This is a genomic window from Streptomyces sp. NPDC127092 (assembly GCF_042722475.1).
Classification (GTDB): Bacteria; Actinomycetota; Actinomycetes; order Streptomycetales; family Streptomycetaceae; genus Streptomyces.
Genome location: NZ_JBHXFE010000001.1, coordinates 291,804 through 309,207, shown reverse-complemented (window position 1 = coordinate 309,207; position 17,404 = coordinate 291,804). Strand labels below are relative to the sequence as shown.

Sequence of the window (17,404 nt, the reverse complement as noted above, 5' to 3'; positions counted from 1 at the left end):
GCGCGTTACCGTTGGTTCTCCTCGCCCCCCCCGCCCCCCCCCCCCCGCCCCCGGTCCTCGGCGTGAAGGCCGTCGTCGACGTCAACCTGCTGTGGACCGTCCTCAGCGTCGTCGCGCTCGTCGCCTGGCTGGAGCCCACCACCGCGGGCGCGGTGTGGACCCTGCTCCAGGCCGGCACCGTGGCCGGCTTCGCCGCGCTCCAGTGGGCCGCCCTGCGCGCCGGCACCCGTTGAGCGACCTCCTGGGGCCCGCCGGGCCCTACGCCTTGAGCGACTGGAGGTACGCGACCGTCGCCGGGTCGGCCGGGAGCAGCGTCTCGATGGCCAGCTCGGCGACCGTCACGTCCATCGGCGTGTTGAACGTCGAGATCGACGACACGAAGGACAGGACGTGCCCGTCGTGCTCGATCCGCAGTGGCAGCGCGAAGTACGGGTACGGCTCGGGGTCCTCCCGGTCGTCCGGGTCCGTCGTCCCCTCCGGCAGCGGATAGGCCGCCACCTCCTCGTACAGGGCGCGCAGCGACTCCGAACGGGCCAGACCGATCTGACGCTCCATCTGGGCGAGCAGATGACCGCGCCACTCCCGCAGGTTGCGGATCCGCGGCGCGAGACCCTCCGGATGCAGGGTGATCCGCATGACGTTCAGCGGCGGCGTCAGCAGATGCTCCGGAAGCCCGGCGAGCAGCATCTGGACGGCCCGGTTGGCCGCCACCACCGTGTACGAGCCGTCCACGACCGTCGCCGGATACGGCTCGTAGCCGAGCAGCAGCTGCTCGATGCCCTCGCGCAGCGTCTCCAGTTCGGGCGCGTCCAGCGGCGACTCGGCGTAGCGCGGGGCGTAACCGGCGGCCAGCAGAAGGGCGTTGCGCTCCCGCACCGGCACGTCCAGGTGCTCGGCCAGCCGGAGGATCATCTCCTCGCTCGGCCGTGAGCGGCCCGTCTCGATGAAGGAGATGTGCCGCGCGGACGAGTCCGCCCGCAGGGCCAGCTCCAGCTGGCTCAACCGCCGCTGCTCGCGCCAGCCGCGCAGCAGCGGACCCACACCCGTGTCGGTCACGACAGTTGTCATGGCCAGACGGTATCCCAGAGGAGGACCCGGGTACCTTCTCCCCGGGACCGCTCCGTCATCACGCACCACCCCCGCCACCAGCCGCACGACCGGAGGGAGCACCACGTGCCCACTGACCCCTTGTCGCAGAAGGAGATCGAGGACCGCCTGCGGGAGCTCCCCGGCTGGTCCGTCGACGGCGACCGCCTCACCCGGAACTACCGTCTCGCCGACCACTTCGCCGCCACCGCGCTCGTCGTCCACATCGCCCAGATCCAGCAGGAGCTTGACCACCACAGCGATCTGACGCTCGGTTACAACACGGTGGGGCTCGCCGTGAACACCCACTCGGCGGGCGGTGCCGTCACCGAGAAGGACTTCGAACTGGCCGAGCGGGTCCAAGCGGTGGCACCCGGTCACGGGGCGGAGTGACCCCGCCCGGCCGGGACCCGGCCCGCGGTCGGGCCCGTCCCGGCCGGTGCAGGATCGGACAGGGGGCGGCACAGGTCCCCGCATAGGATTCCCGCCATGGGGGATACGCTGCTCGACTACGACGCCGAGGCCGCGCACTACGACGAGACCCGCGGCGGCGTCCCGCGGGCGGCCGCGGCGGCCGCCGCCGTCCTACGGCTGCTGCCGCCCGGCACCCGCACCCTGCTCGACGTCGCCTGCGGCACCGGCCTCGTCACCGAACGGATCACCCGGCCCGGACTCACCGTCCACGGCGCCGACGCGGCCCACGGGATGCTGCGCACCGCCGCCACCCGCCTGCCCGGGCGGGCGGTGCGCGCGGACGCCCGCCGGCTGCCGCTGCCCGACGCGGCGGTCGACGCCGTCAGCGCGGTCTGGCTGCTGCACCTCGTGCCGTTCGCCGAGGAGGTCGTCGCCGAGGCGGCGCGGGTGCTCCGGCCCGGCGGCGTGTTCGTGACCACCGTCGACAAGGAGCCTGCCACGACGTCGGCAGCGACATCGACGCCGTCCTCCGCCCGCACCGCGCGCCCGAGGCCGGCTCCGACCGCGCCGCGCTGGTCACCGCGTACGCCGCCGCCCACGGCCTCGACCCGGCACCCGGCACCGTGTTCACCGGCCACGGCCAGGGCGCCACCCCGCGCGGCGCGGCCGAGAAACTGCGCCGCGGCTACTACGCCTCCTGGTTCCACGGCACCCCCGCGACCGTGGAGACCCTCGTCCGGCGCCTCGCCGCCCTCCCGGACCAGGACCGCCCCCGCGCCGCCCCGTCCTACCGCCTGGCCAGCTACGTCAGACGTCCCGCCGCCCGCGGCTGAACTCCCTCACCCGGTCCACCACCCACCGGTCGGTCCCGGCCGGCGGCCGCCGACGGTCCGCTCGCCTTCCGGGAAGCCGAAGCCGCCGCCGCTCACAGGCCCGGCCCCGTCACCCCGGTCGCCAGCGCGTCCCCGAGATAGCCGTCCAGGTCAGGGACGTCCGGCGCCAGCACGTGACGCACCCAGGCGTCCCGCTCGTACGTCAGCGGCGCCAGCTCCCAGACACATCCGATCCAGTTCCGCTCGCCCGGCGGGATCCGGACGAAGTGCGCCGGATCCAGGTCCGGGCAGTCCAGCGCCGGCTGGCCCGCCGCCGCGCCCGCGAAGTGGAGCACGTTGTCCCACACCCAGCTGTACGTATTCAGGTACGCGCCGGTGTCGCCGCCCCGGTGCAGCACCACGAAACCCGCCGCAGGCGTGCCGTCCGGCTCCGGAAGGAGCTCCGGGAGCAGCGCGTACGCCGCCTTCTCCACCTCCGGCTCGATGCCCGCCGGGTCGTCGGTGACGTGGTAGCGCTTCAACCGCCGGCCGGCCACGGCGACCGGCGGGAGCGCGAGGAGGTACTTCTCGTCGAAAGCCATGGCTGGACTGTAGGAACTCTTCACTGACATCGTGTGTCAGTGAAGTCCAGCCGGCTCCTGACGATCCTGCTGCTCCTCCAGACCCACGGCCGGATGACCGCCGCCCGGCTCGCCGAGGAGCTCGAGGTGTCCGTCCGCACCGTCTACCGCGACGTCGAGGCGCTGCACGCCGCCGGAGTCCCGCTCTACGGGGACGCCGGGCACCGCGGCGGCTACCAGCTGCTCGCCGGACACCGCTCGAAGCTCACCGGCCTGTACGCGCGGGAGGCCGAGGCCCTGGTCCTCGCCGGGCTGCCGGCCGCCGCCGACGAGCTCGGACTCGGCGGCCACTTCGCCGACGCCCAGCTCAAGCTGCGGGCCGCGCTGCCCGCCCCACTGCGCGAACACGTGGACCGGCTGCGGACCCGCTTCCACATCGACGCGCCCGGCTGGTACGCGGAGGACACCGAGGCGCCGTTCCTGCCGCAGGTCGCCGAGGCCGTCCGCACCGGGCGCGTCCTCGCCGTCCGCTACCGGCGCTGGAAGGAACCCACCGACGTCGACCGGCGGCTCGAACCGTACGGCCTGGTGCTCAAGGCGGGCCGCTGGTACCTGGTCGCCGGGCCGGGCCCGCGCACTTACCGGGTCGACCAGATCCTCGACCTCACCGTCACCGACGAGGAAGCGGTGATTCCCGAGGGCTTCGACCTCGCCGCCCACTGGCGGGCGGGCCAGGCGGACTTCCACCGCCGGCTCCACCAGGGCGAGGCCGTCGTACGGATCTCCCCGCGCGGCGCCGCCAGGCTCACCGGCGCCGCCGCCAGGGCGCTCGCCGAGAACGGCACCCCGGAGCCCGACGGCTGGACCCGGGCCACGCTGCCCGTCGAGGGACCCGACCACGCCCACGACACCCTGCTCGCACTCGGCACGGAGGTGGAGGTCCTCGCACCCGAGGACCTCCGCACCCGGATCGCCGCGACCGTCCGCACCCTCGCCGCCCGCTACGCCTGAGGGCTCTCGGGCCGCGCGGCCACCACGCACGGTGCTCGCCGTACCGCCGTACCGGCGACGATCGGCCGGGCTTGCCGGACCGGCAAGTTTTCTCGCCTTTCCGGCAGCGGCGTCGCACGCTGTGCCCATGAGCGCACACCAGCATTCCGGACACGGACACGGCCATGGGCACGGACAGGGACACGGGCACGGGAGCGGGAACGGCACCCACGACAGAAACGGCCAGGGCCACGGCCACGGCCACCGCCACGGCCACGATCACACCCACCTCGACTGGGCGGAGATGGCCCCGCTGCTGACCCGGCAGGCGGAGACCCAGAGCCCCCTCTACGCGGAGGCGGCCGCCTGGCTCGCCTCCCTCGCACCGGCGGGTTCGGTCCGCCGCGTGCTCGATGTCGGCAGCGGACCCGGCGTCGTCACCGCGCTGCTCGCCGAAGCCTTCCCCGAGGCCGAGGTGGTCGCCGTGGACGCCACGCCGGAACTCCTCGCGCTCGCCCGGGAACGCGCCGAAGCGCGAGGTCTCGGCGACCGGGTCGCCACCCTGCGCGCGGAACTCCCCGGCGACTTCGGCGCGCTCGGCACCGCCGACCTCGTCTGGGCCAGCAACTCCCTGCACCACATCGGCGACCAGCGCGCCGCCCTCGCGTCCTTCGCCGAACTGCTCAACCCCGGCGGTCTGATCGCCCTCGCCGAGGGCGGCCTTCCGCAGCGTCACCTGCCGTGGAACGCGGGCGTCGGCCGGCCCGGCCTGGAGGCCCGGATCGACGCCGCCAACGCGGAGTGGTTCGGCGAGATGCGGGCCTCGCTGCCCGACAGCAAGGAGGAGATCGACGACTGGGTCGCCCTCCTCACCGACGCCGGACTCACTCCCAGCGGCACCCGCAGCTTCCTCTCCGACATCCCCGCACCGCTGCCGGACTCCGTGCGCGAACAGATCGTCGCCCACTACGAGCGGCTGCGGGAGGGCCTGGCGGAGCGCCTCGCGGACGACGACCGCGCCGCCGTCGAGCGGCTGCTCGACCCGGCGGACCCGCTGTCCTTCCACCGGCGCCAGGACGCCTACCTGCTGACCGCCCGCACCGTGCACACGGCGCGCAAGGTCTGACGGGGCGCCCCGGGCGGCCGGGCGCCCGGCGAGGAACGCGGGCGGGGCACGGCGGTCGGTCCGACCACCGTGCCCCGCTCACCCTTCGCTCCCCGTCCCCGGCTTCCCTTCGCTCACCGCCCGGGTGCTGCCAGTCGGGTGGGGCCGGCTCGGGTGGGGCCGGCTCGGGTGTGCCCGCCGCTCAGGCGCCGGCGTTGAACTCCGCCGGGTTCGGGCCGAGGCGGCGGCCCTCGTCGAGCGCGGCGACGCCCGCCAGGTCCTCGGCGTCCAGCTCGAAGTCGAAGACGTCGATGTTCTCGCGGATACGGGACGGGGTCACCGACTTCGGGATCACCACGTTCCCCGTCTGGAGGTGCCAGCGCAGCACCACCTGGGCGGGCGTGCGGCCGTGCTTCTGCGCGATCGCCACGATCGCCGGGACCTCCAGGAGGCCCTTGCCCTGGCCGAGCGGCGACCAGGCCTCCGTCGCGATGCCGTGCCTGGCGTGCGCCTCGCGGGACTCGGCCTGCTGGAGCTGCGGGTGCAGCTCGATCTGGTTGACGGCGGGCACGACCGAGGTCTCGCCGATCAGCCGGTCCAGGTGCTCGGGCAGGAAGTTCGACACGCCGATGGCGCGGGCCCGGCCGTCGGCCAGGATCTTCTCGAAGGCCCGGTAGGTGTCGACGTAGGCGTCCTTGGCCGGGACCGGCCAGTGGATCAGGTACAGGTCGACGTGGTCCAGGCCCAGCTTGTCGAGCGAGGCGTCGAAGGCGCGGAGCGTCGAGTCGTAGCCCTGCTGGCTGTTCCACAGCTTGGTCGTGACGAAGAGCTCCTCGCGGGGGAGCCCCGAGGCGGCGAGCGCCTTGCCGGTGCCGGTCTCGTTCTCGTAGATCGCGGCGGTGTCGATCGAGCGGTAGCCCGCCTCAAGGGCCGTGCTCACGGTCGCCTCCGCCTCGTCGTCCGGCACCTGCCAGACGCCGAAGCCCAGCTGAGGCATGCGGACGCCGTTGTTGAGGGTGAGGTAGGGGACCTTGCTGTCCGTGCTCACGAGAGGTGGATCCTTACGTCGTCGGGAATACTCCTCACAGCGTCAACGATCACGGGTCCGATCGCATTCCGCCCGGCCCCGAACCGTTCGCGGCGGACCCGCGCGTCCCCAGATAGGCGGCCCGGACCCGGGGGTCGGCGCGTACCTCGTCCGCCGGTCCCTCGGCGAGCACCCGGCCCAGGTCGAGCACGACGACCCGGGCGCACAACTCCGTCACGAAGGAGACGTGGTGCTCGACGAGCAGCACCGCGCACCCCTCCTCATCGGCCACGTACCGCACCACGGCCGCCAGTTGGCCGCGCTCCTCGGCCGACATTCCGGAGGCCGGCTCGTCGAGGAGGAGCAGCCGGGGCGGATCGGCGAGCGCCCTCGCCAGCTCCGCCATCCGCGCCCGCGCGACCGGCAGCACGCCCGCGTACGTCGCGGCGAGCGGGTCGAGCCCGCAGGAGCGCAGCACCTCGGCGGCCCGTGCCCGGCGGGCGGCGGTGACGGCCCGGCCGCCGCCCCGGCGCCACTCCTGGGCGACGACCAGGTTGTCCTCGACGGTCAGCTGCCCGAAGAGCTGCTGCCGTTGGAAGGTACGGCGCAGCCCGTGCCGGGCCCGCCACACGGGGGAGCGACGGGTGATGTCGGCGCCGTCCAGCAGGATCCGGCCCCGGTCCGGGCGGCGGATGCCGGACACCACGTCGAACAGGGTGGTCTTGCCCGCGCCGTTGGGCCCGATGAGCCCGCAGATCTCGCCGGGCCGCACCGCGACCGTCACGTCGTCCAGCGCGCGGACCCCGCCGAAGCGGACCCCGATCCCGCGCGCCTCCAGAAGGGGCTCGCCCGTCACGTACGCACTCCCGTCCCCAGATAGGCGTCGGCAAGCCGGTCGGCGTCCGCCTCCGCGCGCGGTCCGCTCCACACGATCCGGCCCTCCGCCAGATACGCGACGGTGTCCGCGATCCCCAGCGCCTCGGCCGCCTTCTCCTCCACCAGGAGCAGTGCCGTGCCCCGCGCCCTGAGCTCCGACAGGAGCGCGAAGACCTCGTCCACCACACGGGGCGCGAGCCCCAGTGACGGCTCGTCGGCGACCAGTACCGCCGGCGGGCGCTGGAGCAGCGGGGCGAGCGCGAGGAGTTGCTGCTCCCCGCCGGAGAGGGAGCCGGCGGCCACCGTACGGCGGGCGGCGAGCGCAGGGAAGCGGCCGTACACGGCCTCCCGGTCCCCGGCCGCGGGCAGCTGCAGCGCCAGGTTCTCCTCGATCGAGAGCCCGGCGAAGATGCCCCGCCCCTCGGGCGCGAGCCGCACCCCGCGGCGCGCCCTCGCCATTACGGAGTCCCCCCGTGCTTCGGCGCCGCCCACCCGTACGGAGCCGTCCCGGACCGGCACCAACCCGCCCGCGACCCGGCACAGCGTCGACTTCCCGGCCCCGTTGGCCCCGAGCACGGCCACGATCTCCCCACGGCGCACCCCGAGCCCGACCCCGTGCAGCACGTCCGCGCCGCCGCCGTACCCGGCGCGTACACCGTCGAGCTCCAGGGCGAGGGCGGGGGACGCAGCCGCCGGCCCGTCACCGACCGCCGCCCGGGCCAGGGCCGCCGCCTCGGCCTTGGGCTCCGCTCCGGCACGGGGCTCCGCGGGAGCGGCGTCCGTGCCGTCGACACGGGCGTGGGGGACTCGCCCCTGCTGCGGCCCTGCGGGAGGCCGGGGGTCCGCCCCCGGTTCCGGGACGGGGCGGGGTCCGGGAACGGCCGGTACCGGCCGGCCGCGCCGCCGCGCCCACCGCGTCGGCAGCGCCGCCACGTACCCGTCCGGGTCGTTCGCCAGGGCCAGGCCCGCGAGGCCGAACAGGACGACCGGCAGGTGCGCGGAGTCCGTGACGTACGTGGCGAGCAGGTGGGGCGCGACCGCGAAGACCAGCCCGGCCACCACCGCGTACTGCGGCCTGCGGACGCCCGCCGCGACCACCACCGCCAGCCACACCAGGCCCGCCATCGCCGGGAAGTCGGTCGCGGTGATCCGCGTGTTGTACGAGGCGTAGAGCACCCCGCCGAAGCCCGCGAGGCCCGCCGACACGGCGAACACCAGCAGCTTCGTCCGTACCACCGACACTCCGGAGGCCGCCGCCGCGGCCGGTGCCGAGCGGACCGCGAGCATCGCGCGGCCGCGCCGCGAGCCCCGGAGCCGGCTCAGGCCCGCCACACCCGCCGCGCACAGCACGACCAGCGTGACGCCCATCGCCCGGTCGTCGGACAGGTCGAGCGGGCCGAGGACGGGCCGCGGGATCTCCCAGCCGGTGTCGCCGTTGCGCAGCCACCCCATCTGGAACAGGACCTGGTCGGCGAGGAAGGCGAGGGCGAGGGTCGCCAGCGCGAGCGAACGGCCGCCGAGCCGCAGCGCGGGCAGCGCCACCACCGCGCCGAGCAGCGCCGCCACGGCCGTACCGGCGAGCGCCGCCGCCGCGAACGGCCAGCCGTGGCTCATCAGGAGCCCGGCGACCAGCGCCGCGCCGGTCACGAACGTGGCCTGGGCGAGCGACACCATCGCCCCGAGCCCGGTGACCACCGAGAAGGACAGGAAGACGAGCCCGACGGCCAGGCCCTGCGCGAGGATGCCGCTCCAGAACGGGGTGGTGACGGTGTAGAAGGCGACGGCGAGCAGCACCGCCGCCACCGCCCACGGCCCCCACCGCCGCGCCGGCCCGAGCCCGGCGAGCCGGTCGTCGGGAGGCGGGTCGGCGGCCGCGGTGCCCGCGACCCGTTCCCGGCGGGCGAGCAGCACGAGCCCGGCGAAGAGGATCAGGAAGGGCACGGCGGTACGGAAACCGGTGACGCCCTCGGCGAAGCTCGCGTACCCGGCCACCAGGTTCTGCACCACGCCGAGCCCGAGCCCGCCCGCGAAGGCCAGCGGCACGGAGGCGAAGCGACCCAGCACCGCCGCCGTCGCCGACACGAAGAGGAACAGCGTGTAGTCGTGCGCGGAGAGCCCGAGCAGCGGAGTGGCGAGGACACCGGCGAGTCCGGCGAGTCCGGAGGACAGCATCCAGGCGACGGACGACAGCCGGTCGGCGTCCACGCCCCGGAGTTCGGCGAGCGAGCGGTTGTCGACGGCGGCCCGCAGCCGCAGTCCGAGCCGGGTGTGCCGGAGCAGCGCCCAGAGGCCGGCCGCCACGGCGGCGGTGACCAGCCAGGTGATCAGCTGGTCGGAGTCGACGCCGACGCCGTCGATGCCGAGGCTTTCGAACGGCTGCCAGGAAACGGCCGGACTGGGCCCGACACCCGGCAGTCCGAACTGGTTCTCGGCCGGCTTCACCGGCGCCCCGGCCCGCTCCAGGAGCTCGACCGCCCACAGCCCGGCCGCGGGCAGCGCGACGAGCAGACCGATCGTGGCCGTGATCTGGGCGGTCTCGCCGACCCGGGCCAGCTTGCGGAACATCAGCCGGTCCAGGGCCCAGCCGAGACCGGGCGCGACGAGCAGCACGAGCAGCAGCGCCGTCGGCACGGCGGGCCAGCCGAAACCGGAGCGGAGTTCGTAGAAGGCGAGCGCGCACAGATAGGCGGTCGCCCCGTGCGCGAAGTTGAAGAGCCCCGAGGCGGCGGACGAGAGCACGAGTCCGGTCGCGAGCAGCGCGTAGAGCGCACCCGACACCAGACCGCTCAGGACGAAGCCGAGCAGGTCACCCACGGCACCGCGCTCCTCACCGGAACGGGATCGGCGGATAGCAGCGGAACGGTACGGCCACCTCGTACCGCCCGCCGGTCAGCCGGACGAGCGCGCCGCAGCCGAAGCTCTCCTTCCGGCCCTTGGGCTCGGCCCGGTCGCCGACGAGGGTGCCGGTGTCGGAGAAGCCGTTCGCCGCCTTCTGGAACGACTCGACGGTGAGGTCCTTGCCGGCCCTGGCGGCGATGGCGAGGAAGAGGTCGGCACTCATGTACCCGGTCATCATGTGCATGTTCAGCGGGACCTCTCTGCCCGCCGCCTTCCTGATGTCCGCCTTGAACTGCCGCATCGCCGGGCTGTCCGCCTCGAAGGGCTGGAACTGGAGCAGCACGAGCACACCGTCGAGGGCCTGCCGCGTGGCGTCCTTGGCGAGCAGTCCGGGGTCGTAGTCGGTCGGGTCGGACAGCACGCCCCGGTACCCGGCCCGCTTGAGGGCGGTGAACAGGCCGATGTTGTACGGGGTCTGCATCACGGACACCACGGCGTCGGGCGCCTTGCCGCCGGGCCCGGAGCGCAGGATCTCCTTCGTGTACGCGGACCAGTCGCTCGGCAGGGAACCGGCGGGCACGGCCGCCTTGGCGTACGCGAGGTCGAAACCGGCCGCCTTGAAGCCCTGGGTGAAGGTGCGGATGCCGAACTTTCCGGCGTCGTTGTCGCCCGCGATGAGGGCGACCGAGCGGCCCTTCGCGCCGCCGAGGACGGTGGCCAGGCCCTCGGGCCAGGTCTGGTTGAGGGTGCCGCCGGGGGTGGGGACCAGACAGCCGTTGAAACCGTAGATGTGCTTCGGGCCGCAGAAGGAGGGCAGGGTGCCCCAGCCGACGGTGGGCACCGCCTGTGCGTCGAGGAAGTCGGCTCCCGCGAAGGTCACCGAGCTCATCGGGGCGACGGCGAAGACCTTCTCCTGCTGGACGAGCCTGCGGGCGGCGGCGAGGTTGCGCGCCGGGTCCTGGCCGTCGTCCTCGGCGCCGAGGTACTCGATCCGGCGGCCGTTGATCCCGCCTTCGGCGTTCGCCCGGTCGTAGCGGGCCCGCGCGCCGAGGTCGGTGTCCTTCTTGGAGTAGCCGCTGGCGCTCGTCATGGAGACGATCCCGCCCACCGTGACCGTGTCGGCGGTCACTCCCCGTACGGTACCGCCCGAGGCGCCTGGTTCGGCCGAAGTGCCGCCGGTGGAGGCGGAGTTGCAGGCGGTGGCGAGGAAGAGCGCCGCTGCCGCCGCGGCGAGGGTGCGGAGCGTTCTGGACACGGTCGGTCATCCCTCCGTCGGGTGACCGCATTCTGTGACCGGGCTGACGAACCGTCAATAACTGATGCGCCATCACTTGATGACACGTCAGGAGCTGCTGGAGTGGCGGCCGTCAGGGGTACAGCGCCTCGACCTCGGCCGCGTACGCCTGCTCGATCGCCTTCCGCTTGAGCTTCAGGGACGGCGTGAGCAGCCCGTGCTCCTCGCTGAACGGATGCGCCAGGATGCGGAAGGTGCGGATCGACTCCGCCTGCGAGACCTTGGTGTTCGCGGCCACCACCGCCCGCCGGATCTCGGTCTCCAGAGCCGCGTCGTGCACCAGCTCCGCGGGCGGCAGCGGCGGCCGGTTCTGCATCGCCAGCCAGTGCTCCACCGCCTCCTGGTCCAGCGTGACGAGCGCGGCGACGTACGGCCGGTCGTTGCCGACCACGATGCACTGCGCCACCAGCGGATGCGCCCGCACCCGCTCCTCCAGACCGGCCGGCGACACGCTCTTGCCGCCCGAGGTCACCAGGATCTCCTTCTTCCGCCCGGTGATCGTCAGATAGCCGTCCTCGTCGAGCATCCCGAGGTCCCCGGTCGCCAGCCACCCGTCATTCAGGACCGCGCTGGTGGCCTGCGGATTGTTCAGATAGCCGGAGAAGACGTGGTCGCCGTGCAGCCACACCTCCCCGTCCTCCGCGATGTGTACCGTCGTACCGGGCACCGGCTGACCCACGGTGCCGTACTTGGTGCGCTCCGGCGGGTTCGCCGTCGCCGCCGCCGAGGACTCCGTCAGGCCGTAACCCTCGAAGATCGTCACGCCCGCGCCCTCGAAGAACAGCCCGAGCCGCCGGTCCATCCCCGAACCGCCCGACATGGCGTGCCGCACCCGGCCGCCCAGCGCCTCCCGCACCTTCGCGTACACCGTCTTCTCGAAGAACTGGTGCTGCATCCGCAGGCCCGCCGACGGACCCGGGCCGATGCCGAACGCCTTGTGCTCCATGGCCTCCGCGTACCGGACCGCCACCTCCACCGCCTTGTCGAACGGCCCCCGCTTCCCCTCCGACTCGGCCCTGCGGCGCGCGGCGTTGAAGACCTTCTCGAAGACGTACGGCACGGCGAGCACGAAACTCGGCCGGAACGCCTGCAGATCGGGCAGCAGCTCGGCGGCGGCGAGCACCGGCTGGTGCCCCAGCTTCACCCCGGTCCGCACCGCGGCCACCTCCACCATCCGCCCGAAGACGTGCGCGAGCGGAAGGAAGAGCAGGGTGGACGCCTCGTCGCCCGGCCGGGAGTGGAAGACCGACTCCCACCGGCCGACCAGCGTCTCCGTCTCGAACATGAAGTTGGCGTGGGTGATCACACAGCCCTTCGGGCGGCCGGTGGTCCCCGACGTGTAGATCACCGTCGCCACCGACTCGGGCGTCACCGCCCTGCGGTGCCGGTGCACCACGTCCTCGTCGATGTCCGCGCCCGCCGCCATCAGCTCGGCGACCGCTCCCTCGCCCGCGTCCAGCTGCCACAGCCGCTGGAGCCGGGGCAGCCGGTCGATCACCGAACCGATCGTCATCGCGTGGTCCTCGTGCTCCACCACGCAGGCCGTCACCTCGGCGTCGTGCAGCATCCACAGCACCTGGTCGGCGGAGGACGTCGGGTAGACCGGCACCGGCTGGGCGCCGAGCGTCCACAGCGCGAAGTCGAACAGCGTCCACTCGTAGCGGGTCCGCGACATGATCGCGACCCGGTCGCCGAACCGCACACCCTGCGCGATCAGCCCCTTCGCGAGCGCGAGCACCTCGTCGCGGAACCCGGCCGCGGACACGTCCCGCCACTGCCCGTCCGCGCCCTTGCGGCCCAGCGTGATCCGGTCGGGATCCTTGTCGGCGAGGTCGAACACGGCGTCGGCCAGACCGCCGACCTGAGGCGCCGCCGCGACGGGCGGCACGGTGAACTCACGCACTGACCTGCTCCCTCACCCGCTCGACGTCGCGCTCCGTACGGCGCGGGTGAAACTACCCCACCGCGCAGCCGGGCGGGAGGGCCTTCACCAAGCCGGGACATTGGGCATATGCACAGGTCAGCGACAGGAGAGGAGGCAAGTGCGAGCCTCCCGCCCGCTGTCGCCGAACCGTCGGTAAGCGCTGGTGGCGGGAATCTCCACGGAATCTGTACGCGGCGATCACGGCGAGGGCGCGACCGGGAGGGCCGGTCGGGAGGGAGCGGAGGGTGTGGTGTGGGACGGATCGGGGGGTGTGCTGGTGGCCCGCGCGGAGAGCCCCGGGCCGGCCCGCACGAAGACCGCAGGTCGGCTGGCAGGTCGGCCCGCAGGCCGGTCCGCACGAAGACCCACAGGCCGGCTCGCAGGTCCGGCTCGCAGGCTGGCCCGCAAACCGGCCCGCAGACCCGGCCCGCAGGTCGGCTCACTGAAGCCCACCAGCATCGTCAGCCCCGCACGGCCCCGCGGGGCCGGTGCAGCCGGTCGCCGCCCGCCAGGATCGCCGCGGCCAGAGCGTCCGCCGCGTCCTGGGTCGCGCCGCGCCGCCGCCCCTTGCGCAGCACGAAGTCCACCGCACCCAGCTCAGGCAACCCGGCCCTGGCCGGCACCTCGACGAGGCCGGGCGGGACCAGGCCACGGGTGTGCGCCATCACGCCGAGCCCGGCCCGGGCCGCCGCCACGTTCGCGCTCAGGCTCGTGCTCGTGCACGCGATCCGCCACGGCCGGCCCTGCGCCTGGAGCGCCTCCAGGGCCCGGGCCCTGGTGATGCCCGGCGGCGGGAAGACGATCAGCGGCACCGGCCGGTCCGGGTCGAGCCGCAGCCGGGGCGCGCCGATCCACACGAGGACGTCCTGCCAGACGAGCTCGCCGCCCCCGTCCCGGCCGCCACCGTCCCAGTCCTGTCGGCCGCTCCCGTCTTCTCGTCCGTCCCCGCCTTCTCGGCTGCCTCCGCCTTCTCGTCCGTCACCGCCCTCTCGACCGCCCCCGCCTTCTCCTCCGGCTCCGCCCTCTCGTCCGGCTCCGCCCTCTCGGCCGCCCCCGCCCTCTCGGCCCTTCCCGCCTTCTTTGCCTTCTCCGCCATCCGCGGCTTCTCCGCCGGACCGCACCCCGCCCTCGCGGCCGCGCCGCTTCGCCAGGATCAGGTCGAGCCGCCCCGCCTCCAGTCGCGCCTGCAGCGTCCCGGACAGTTCGACCGTGAGCTCCAGGTCCACCTCGGGATGCTCGCGCCGGAAGGCCTCCAGGATCTCCGGCAGCCGGGTGGTCACGAAGTCCTCCGACGCGCCGAAGCGGAGCCTGCCCCGCAGCCGGGTGCCGGTGAAGAAGGCCGCCGCCCGCTCGTGGGCCTCCAGGATCGAGCGGGCGAAGCCGAGCATCGCCTCGCCGTCCTCGGTCAGCTCCACGCCGTGGGTGTCCCGGGTGAACAGCGGCCGGCCGGTCGCCTCCTCCAGCCGCCGCACGTGCTGGCTGACCGTGGACTGCCGCAGCCCGAGCCGCCGCGCGGCCTGGGTGAAGCTCAGGGTCTGCGCGACCGCGAGGAAGGTCCGCAGCTGGCTCGGCTCGTACAGCGGGGCGGGCATGGAAACGACGTTATCGCGATTCGTGATGACAGTCAGTGCGCTGTACGGGATTCCCGATCGCCGGGCCGTACACCAGGATGGACGCATGAGTTCCCGCGCGTCCCGCCAGTCCCGGCCGTCTCCCACGGCTCGCACATCCCGTGCGAGCCGTGGCCCCCGCAGGCCCCTCCTGCCGGCCTGGCTGCCGATCGACCCGTACATCCTGGCGCTGCTCGCCACGGTGGGCCTCGCCGCACTGCTGCCCGCGTCCGGCGCGGCGGCTACGGTCGCGAACGGCGCGGCGACGGGAGCCGTCGCGCTGCTCTTCTTCCTCTACGGGGCACGCCTCTCCACCCGGGAGGCGCTGGACGGACTGAAGCACTGGCGGCTCCACGTCACCGTCCTGGCCTGCACGTTCCTGCTGTTCCCGCTGCTCGGTCTCGCCGCGCGCGGACTCGTGCCGACGGTCCTCACGCCCGACCTCTACAGCGGGTTCCTCTTCCTGTGCCTGGTGCCGTCGACCATCCAGTCCTCGATCGCCTTCACTTCGATCGCCCGGGGAAACGTGCCCGCCGCGATCTGCGCCGGCTCCTTCTCTTCCCTCGCCGGCATCGTCCTCACCCCGCTGCTCGCCGCGCTGCTGCTCGGCAACAGCGCGGGGGGCCTGTCGGCCGGCTCGCTGGGCAAGATCGTGCTCCAGCTGCTCGTGCCGTTCCTCGCCGGACAGCTGATGCGCCGCTGGCTGGGCGGATTCCTGCTCCGCCACAAGAAGGTGCTCGGTTACGTCGACCGCGGCTCGATCCTGCTCGTCGTCTACACGGCCTTCAGCGCGGGCATGAACCGCGGCGTCTGGCAGCTCGTGACGCCGGCCCGGCTGGGGCTGCTGATGGTGGTCGAGGCGATGGTGCTCGCGGCGATGCTGAGCCTGACCTGGTACGGCGCGAAGCGGCTCGGCTTCGGCCGGTCGGACCGGATCGCGATCCAGTTCGCGGGTTCCAAGAAGAGCCTGGCCGCCGGGCTGCCGATGGCGAGCGTCCTCTTCGGCGCGCACGCCTCGCTGGCGGTGCTGCCGCTGATGCTGTTCCACCAGATGCAGCTGATGGTGTGTGCCGTGATCGCCCGTCGACGTGCGGGGGACCCGGAGGCGGAGGAGGAGGCGGGGGAGGAGGCGGCGGAGGCGATGGCGGTGGAGGAGCAATCCGCAGCCGCAGCCGCGGCGACGTCGACGGTCGCCGTCACGGCACCAGGACGACCTTCCCCAGGTTCTCCCGCCGCTCGATGATCGCGTGGGCCTCGGCCGCCTTCGCCAGCGGCACGCGCGCGTGGATCGCGGGCCGCAACCGCCCGGCGGCGTGCAGGGCCCACAGCTCGTCGCGCCAGGCCGCGTAGTCGGCGGCCCGGGTCCGTGCCAGGTGGGCCATCTGGAAGCCGATGACCGACTTGCCGCCGGACAGCAGGTCGTGCGCCTGGAACGTGCCGCCGCCCGAGCTGTACGCCACGAGCCGGCCGCCCGCGGCGAGTGCGGCCAGGACGCGGGGGAGCAGGTCGCCGCCGACCGCGTCGACGGCGACGTCCACCGGTTCGCCCCAGGATTCCTGGCCGTAGGAGATCACCTCGTCCGCGCCGAGCGCGCGCAGGAACGCGGCCTTCCCGGGTGAGCTCGCCGCCGCGACGACCCGCCGCGCGCCCAGCAGTCTCGCGAGCGGGACGGTGAGCTGCCCCACACCACTGGCCGCGCCCGTGACCAGGACCGATTCGCCGGGCGTGAGCCCGGCGGCGGCCAGAGTGCCGCGTGCCACCAGGCCGCTCCGGACCAGAGCGACCGCGTCCTCGGCGGTCGCGCCGTCCGGCACGCGGGAGGCCGTGGTGGTGCGCAGCAGGGCCTGTTCCGCATAGCCGTGGCCGAAGCAGATCCCGGTGACCCGGTCGCCCGGGGCGAACCCGGCACCGGAGGTCCGAGGGCCGAGCGCCGTCACGACGCCGGCCACCTCGCCGCCGAGCGGCCGGGCCTCACCGCCCGAGCGCACCCACCGCACACCGGGCAGGCTGACGCCGATCGCCTCGACCCGGACGAGGAGCTCGCCGGGGCCGGGTTCGGGAGCGGGCACGTCCTCGACGAAGAGGACCTCGGGACCGCCGTTGACCGTATGACGCACACGCCGCACGCGCGACACCTCCAGAAGCCGGAAGAACCATCGGATCCGACGAATTCATGGGGAACACCAACGACATGCACCCTAGGAGTGCGATCGTGGGGGTGTCCAACGATTTCCTCGAGTCCGGCGTAGACTTCCGGTCATGGCCGCCCACACCCCGCCCGCCCCGCGGCTCATCGCCGACCTCCCCAGCTGGGTCCTCGGCCGCGCCGCCGCCCGGGGCCGCGGCCTCGTCGCCGCCGCACTCGCGGACGAGGGCATGCGCATGTGGCACCACGCGGTGCTCGCCGCCGTCGCCGAACGCGGCCCGGTCGCACAGGCCGAACTCGGCCGCAGCCTCGCCATCGACCCCAAGGACATGGTCGGCGTGCTCAACGAGCTCCAGACCGAGGGCTACATCAGCCGCGAGCCCGACCCCGTCGACCGGCGCAAGAACGCGATCACCGCCACCGCCGACGGCCGCCGCCTCCTGGCACGCTGCCGCCGCCTCGCCGACCGCGCCAACGAGGAACTCCTCGCACCTCTGGCGCCGGACGAACGCGTCCAGTTCCTCGCCCTGCTCCGCCGTGTCGCCTTCACCCCCGACGAGCCCGCGACCCGGGAGGCCACCCCCGGGCGGTGACGCCCCGCCCCGGGGCCGTGACCCGCCGCCCCTGGGCCGTGACCCGCCGCCCCGGGGGTCCGCCCTCCCCGGATCACGCGAGACGGGCACCTCGACCCGTTGGCGGGA

14 protein-coding genes and 2 pseudogenes are annotated in these 17,404 nt (G+C 74.0%); 7 read left to right on the top strand and 9 right to left on the bottom strand.

What is annotated here, in order from left to right; genetic code table 11:
• Positions 1-233, top strand: a pseudogene (locus ACFWJO_RS01280) (hypothetical protein); the annotation flags it as partial.
• Between the two features lie 25 nt (positions 234-258).
• Here ACFWJO_RS01280 and ACFWJO_RS01275 read toward each other — a convergent pair.
• Positions 259-1,068: a helix-turn-helix domain-containing protein gene (locus tag ACFWJO_RS01275; RefSeq protein WP_384412217.1), complete on the bottom strand. Its 810-nt coding sequence runs from the start codon at positions 1,066-1,068 to the stop codon at positions 259-261.
• 105 nt (positions 1,069-1,173) lie between these two features.
• On the opposite strand from ACFWJO_RS01275, the gene ACFWJO_RS01270 reads away from it, so the two are divergent.
• Positions 1,174-1,479 (top strand): 4a-hydroxytetrahydrobiopterin dehydratase, encoded by a 306-nt coding sequence (locus tag ACFWJO_RS01270; RefSeq protein WP_386862750.1) that lies wholly within the window; start codon positions 1,174-1,176, stop codon positions 1,477-1,479.
• 108 nt (positions 1,480-1,587) lie between these two features.
• Positions 1,588-2,333 (top strand): annotated as a pseudogene (locus ACFWJO_RS01265) (class I SAM-dependent methyltransferase).
• Positions 2,334-2,425: 92 nt separating this feature from the next.
• Here the strand turns inward: ACFWJO_RS01265 and ACFWJO_RS01260 are convergent.
• On the bottom strand, positions 2,426-2,914 hold the full coding sequence (locus tag ACFWJO_RS01260; RefSeq protein WP_386862749.1) for a hypothetical protein: 489 nt from the start codon (positions 2,912-2,914) through the stop codon (positions 2,426-2,428).
• A 39-nt stretch (positions 2,915-2,953) separates the two neighbouring features.
• Here ACFWJO_RS01260 and ACFWJO_RS01255 point away from each other — a divergent pair, with 39 nt between their 5' ends.
• Positions 2,954-3,904, top strand: a complete 951-nt coding sequence (locus ACFWJO_RS01255; protein ID WP_386862748.1) for a helix-turn-helix transcriptional regulator — start codon at positions 2,954-2,956, stop codon at positions 3,902-3,904.
• A gap of 127 nt (positions 3,905-4,031) precedes the next feature.
• Complete coding sequence (locus ACFWJO_RS01250) at positions 4,032-5,009, top strand: class I SAM-dependent methyltransferase (RefSeq protein WP_386862747.1); 978 nt, start codon at positions 4,032-4,034, stop codon at positions 5,007-5,009.
• Between the two features lie 181 nt (positions 5,010-5,190).
• On the opposite strand, the gene ACFWJO_RS01245 is transcribed toward ACFWJO_RS01250, so the two are convergent.
• The 6 genes from ACFWJO_RS01245 to ACFWJO_RS01220 all read right to left on the bottom strand — a co-directional run bounded on the left by ACFWJO_RS01245 (position 5,191) and on the right by ACFWJO_RS01220 (position 14,539).
• Positions 5,191-5,985 (bottom strand): aldo/keto reductase, encoded by a 795-nt coding sequence (locus tag ACFWJO_RS01245; protein WP_386862846.1) that lies wholly within the window; start codon positions 5,983-5,985, stop codon positions 5,191-5,193.
• Between the two features lie 100 nt (positions 5,986-6,085).
• On the bottom strand, positions 6,086-6,871 hold the full coding sequence (locus ACFWJO_RS01240) for an ABC transporter ATP-binding protein (RefSeq protein WP_386862746.1): 786 nt from the start codon (positions 6,869-6,871) through the stop codon (positions 6,086-6,088).
• Positions 6,868-9,705, bottom strand: a complete 2,838-nt coding sequence (locus ACFWJO_RS01235; RefSeq protein WP_386862745.1) for an ATP-binding cassette domain-containing protein — start codon at positions 9,703-9,705, stop codon at positions 6,868-6,870. The genes ACFWJO_RS01240 and ACFWJO_RS01235 overlap by 4 nt, the downstream gene beginning before the upstream one ends.
• Before the next feature lie 13 nt (positions 9,706-9,718).
• Positions 9,719-10,984 (bottom strand): ABC transporter substrate-binding protein, encoded by a 1,266-nt coding sequence (locus ACFWJO_RS01230; RefSeq protein WP_386862744.1) that lies wholly within the window; start codon positions 10,982-10,984, stop codon positions 9,719-9,721.
• Between the two features lie 112 nt (positions 10,985-11,096).
• Complete coding sequence (locus ACFWJO_RS01225) at positions 11,097-12,926, bottom strand: AMP-dependent synthetase/ligase (protein ID WP_386862743.1); 1,830 nt, start codon at positions 12,924-12,926, stop codon at positions 11,097-11,099.
• Positions 12,927-13,408: 482 nt separating this feature from the next.
• Positions 13,409-14,539 (bottom strand): LysR family transcriptional regulator, encoded by a 1,131-nt coding sequence (locus ACFWJO_RS01220; protein WP_386862742.1) that lies wholly within the window; start codon positions 14,537-14,539, stop codon positions 13,409-13,411.
• A 181-nt stretch (positions 14,540-14,720) separates the two neighbouring features.
• Between ACFWJO_RS01220 and ACFWJO_RS01215 the strand changes: the two genes are divergently transcribed.
• Positions 14,721-15,800, top strand: coding sequence for a bile acid:sodium symporter family protein (locus ACFWJO_RS01215; protein ID WP_386862845.1), 1,080 nt, complete (start codon positions 14,721-14,723; stop codon positions 15,798-15,800).
• Here the strand turns inward: ACFWJO_RS01215 and ACFWJO_RS01210 are convergent.
• Positions 15,754-16,683: a zinc-binding alcohol dehydrogenase family protein gene (locus tag ACFWJO_RS01210; protein WP_386862741.1), complete on the bottom strand. Its 930-nt coding sequence runs from the start codon at positions 16,681-16,683 to the stop codon at positions 15,754-15,756. The two genes, ACFWJO_RS01215 and ACFWJO_RS01210, sit on opposite strands and share 47 nt — an antisense overlap.
• A gap of 133 nt (positions 16,684-16,816) precedes the next feature.
• On the opposite strand from ACFWJO_RS01210, the gene ACFWJO_RS01205 reads away from it, so the two are divergent.
• Positions 16,817-17,296: a MarR family winged helix-turn-helix transcriptional regulator gene (locus tag ACFWJO_RS01205; protein ID WP_386862740.1), complete on the top strand. Its 480-nt coding sequence runs from the start codon at positions 16,817-16,819 to the stop codon at positions 17,294-17,296.
• Positions 17,297-17,404: the final 108 nt, after the last annotated feature.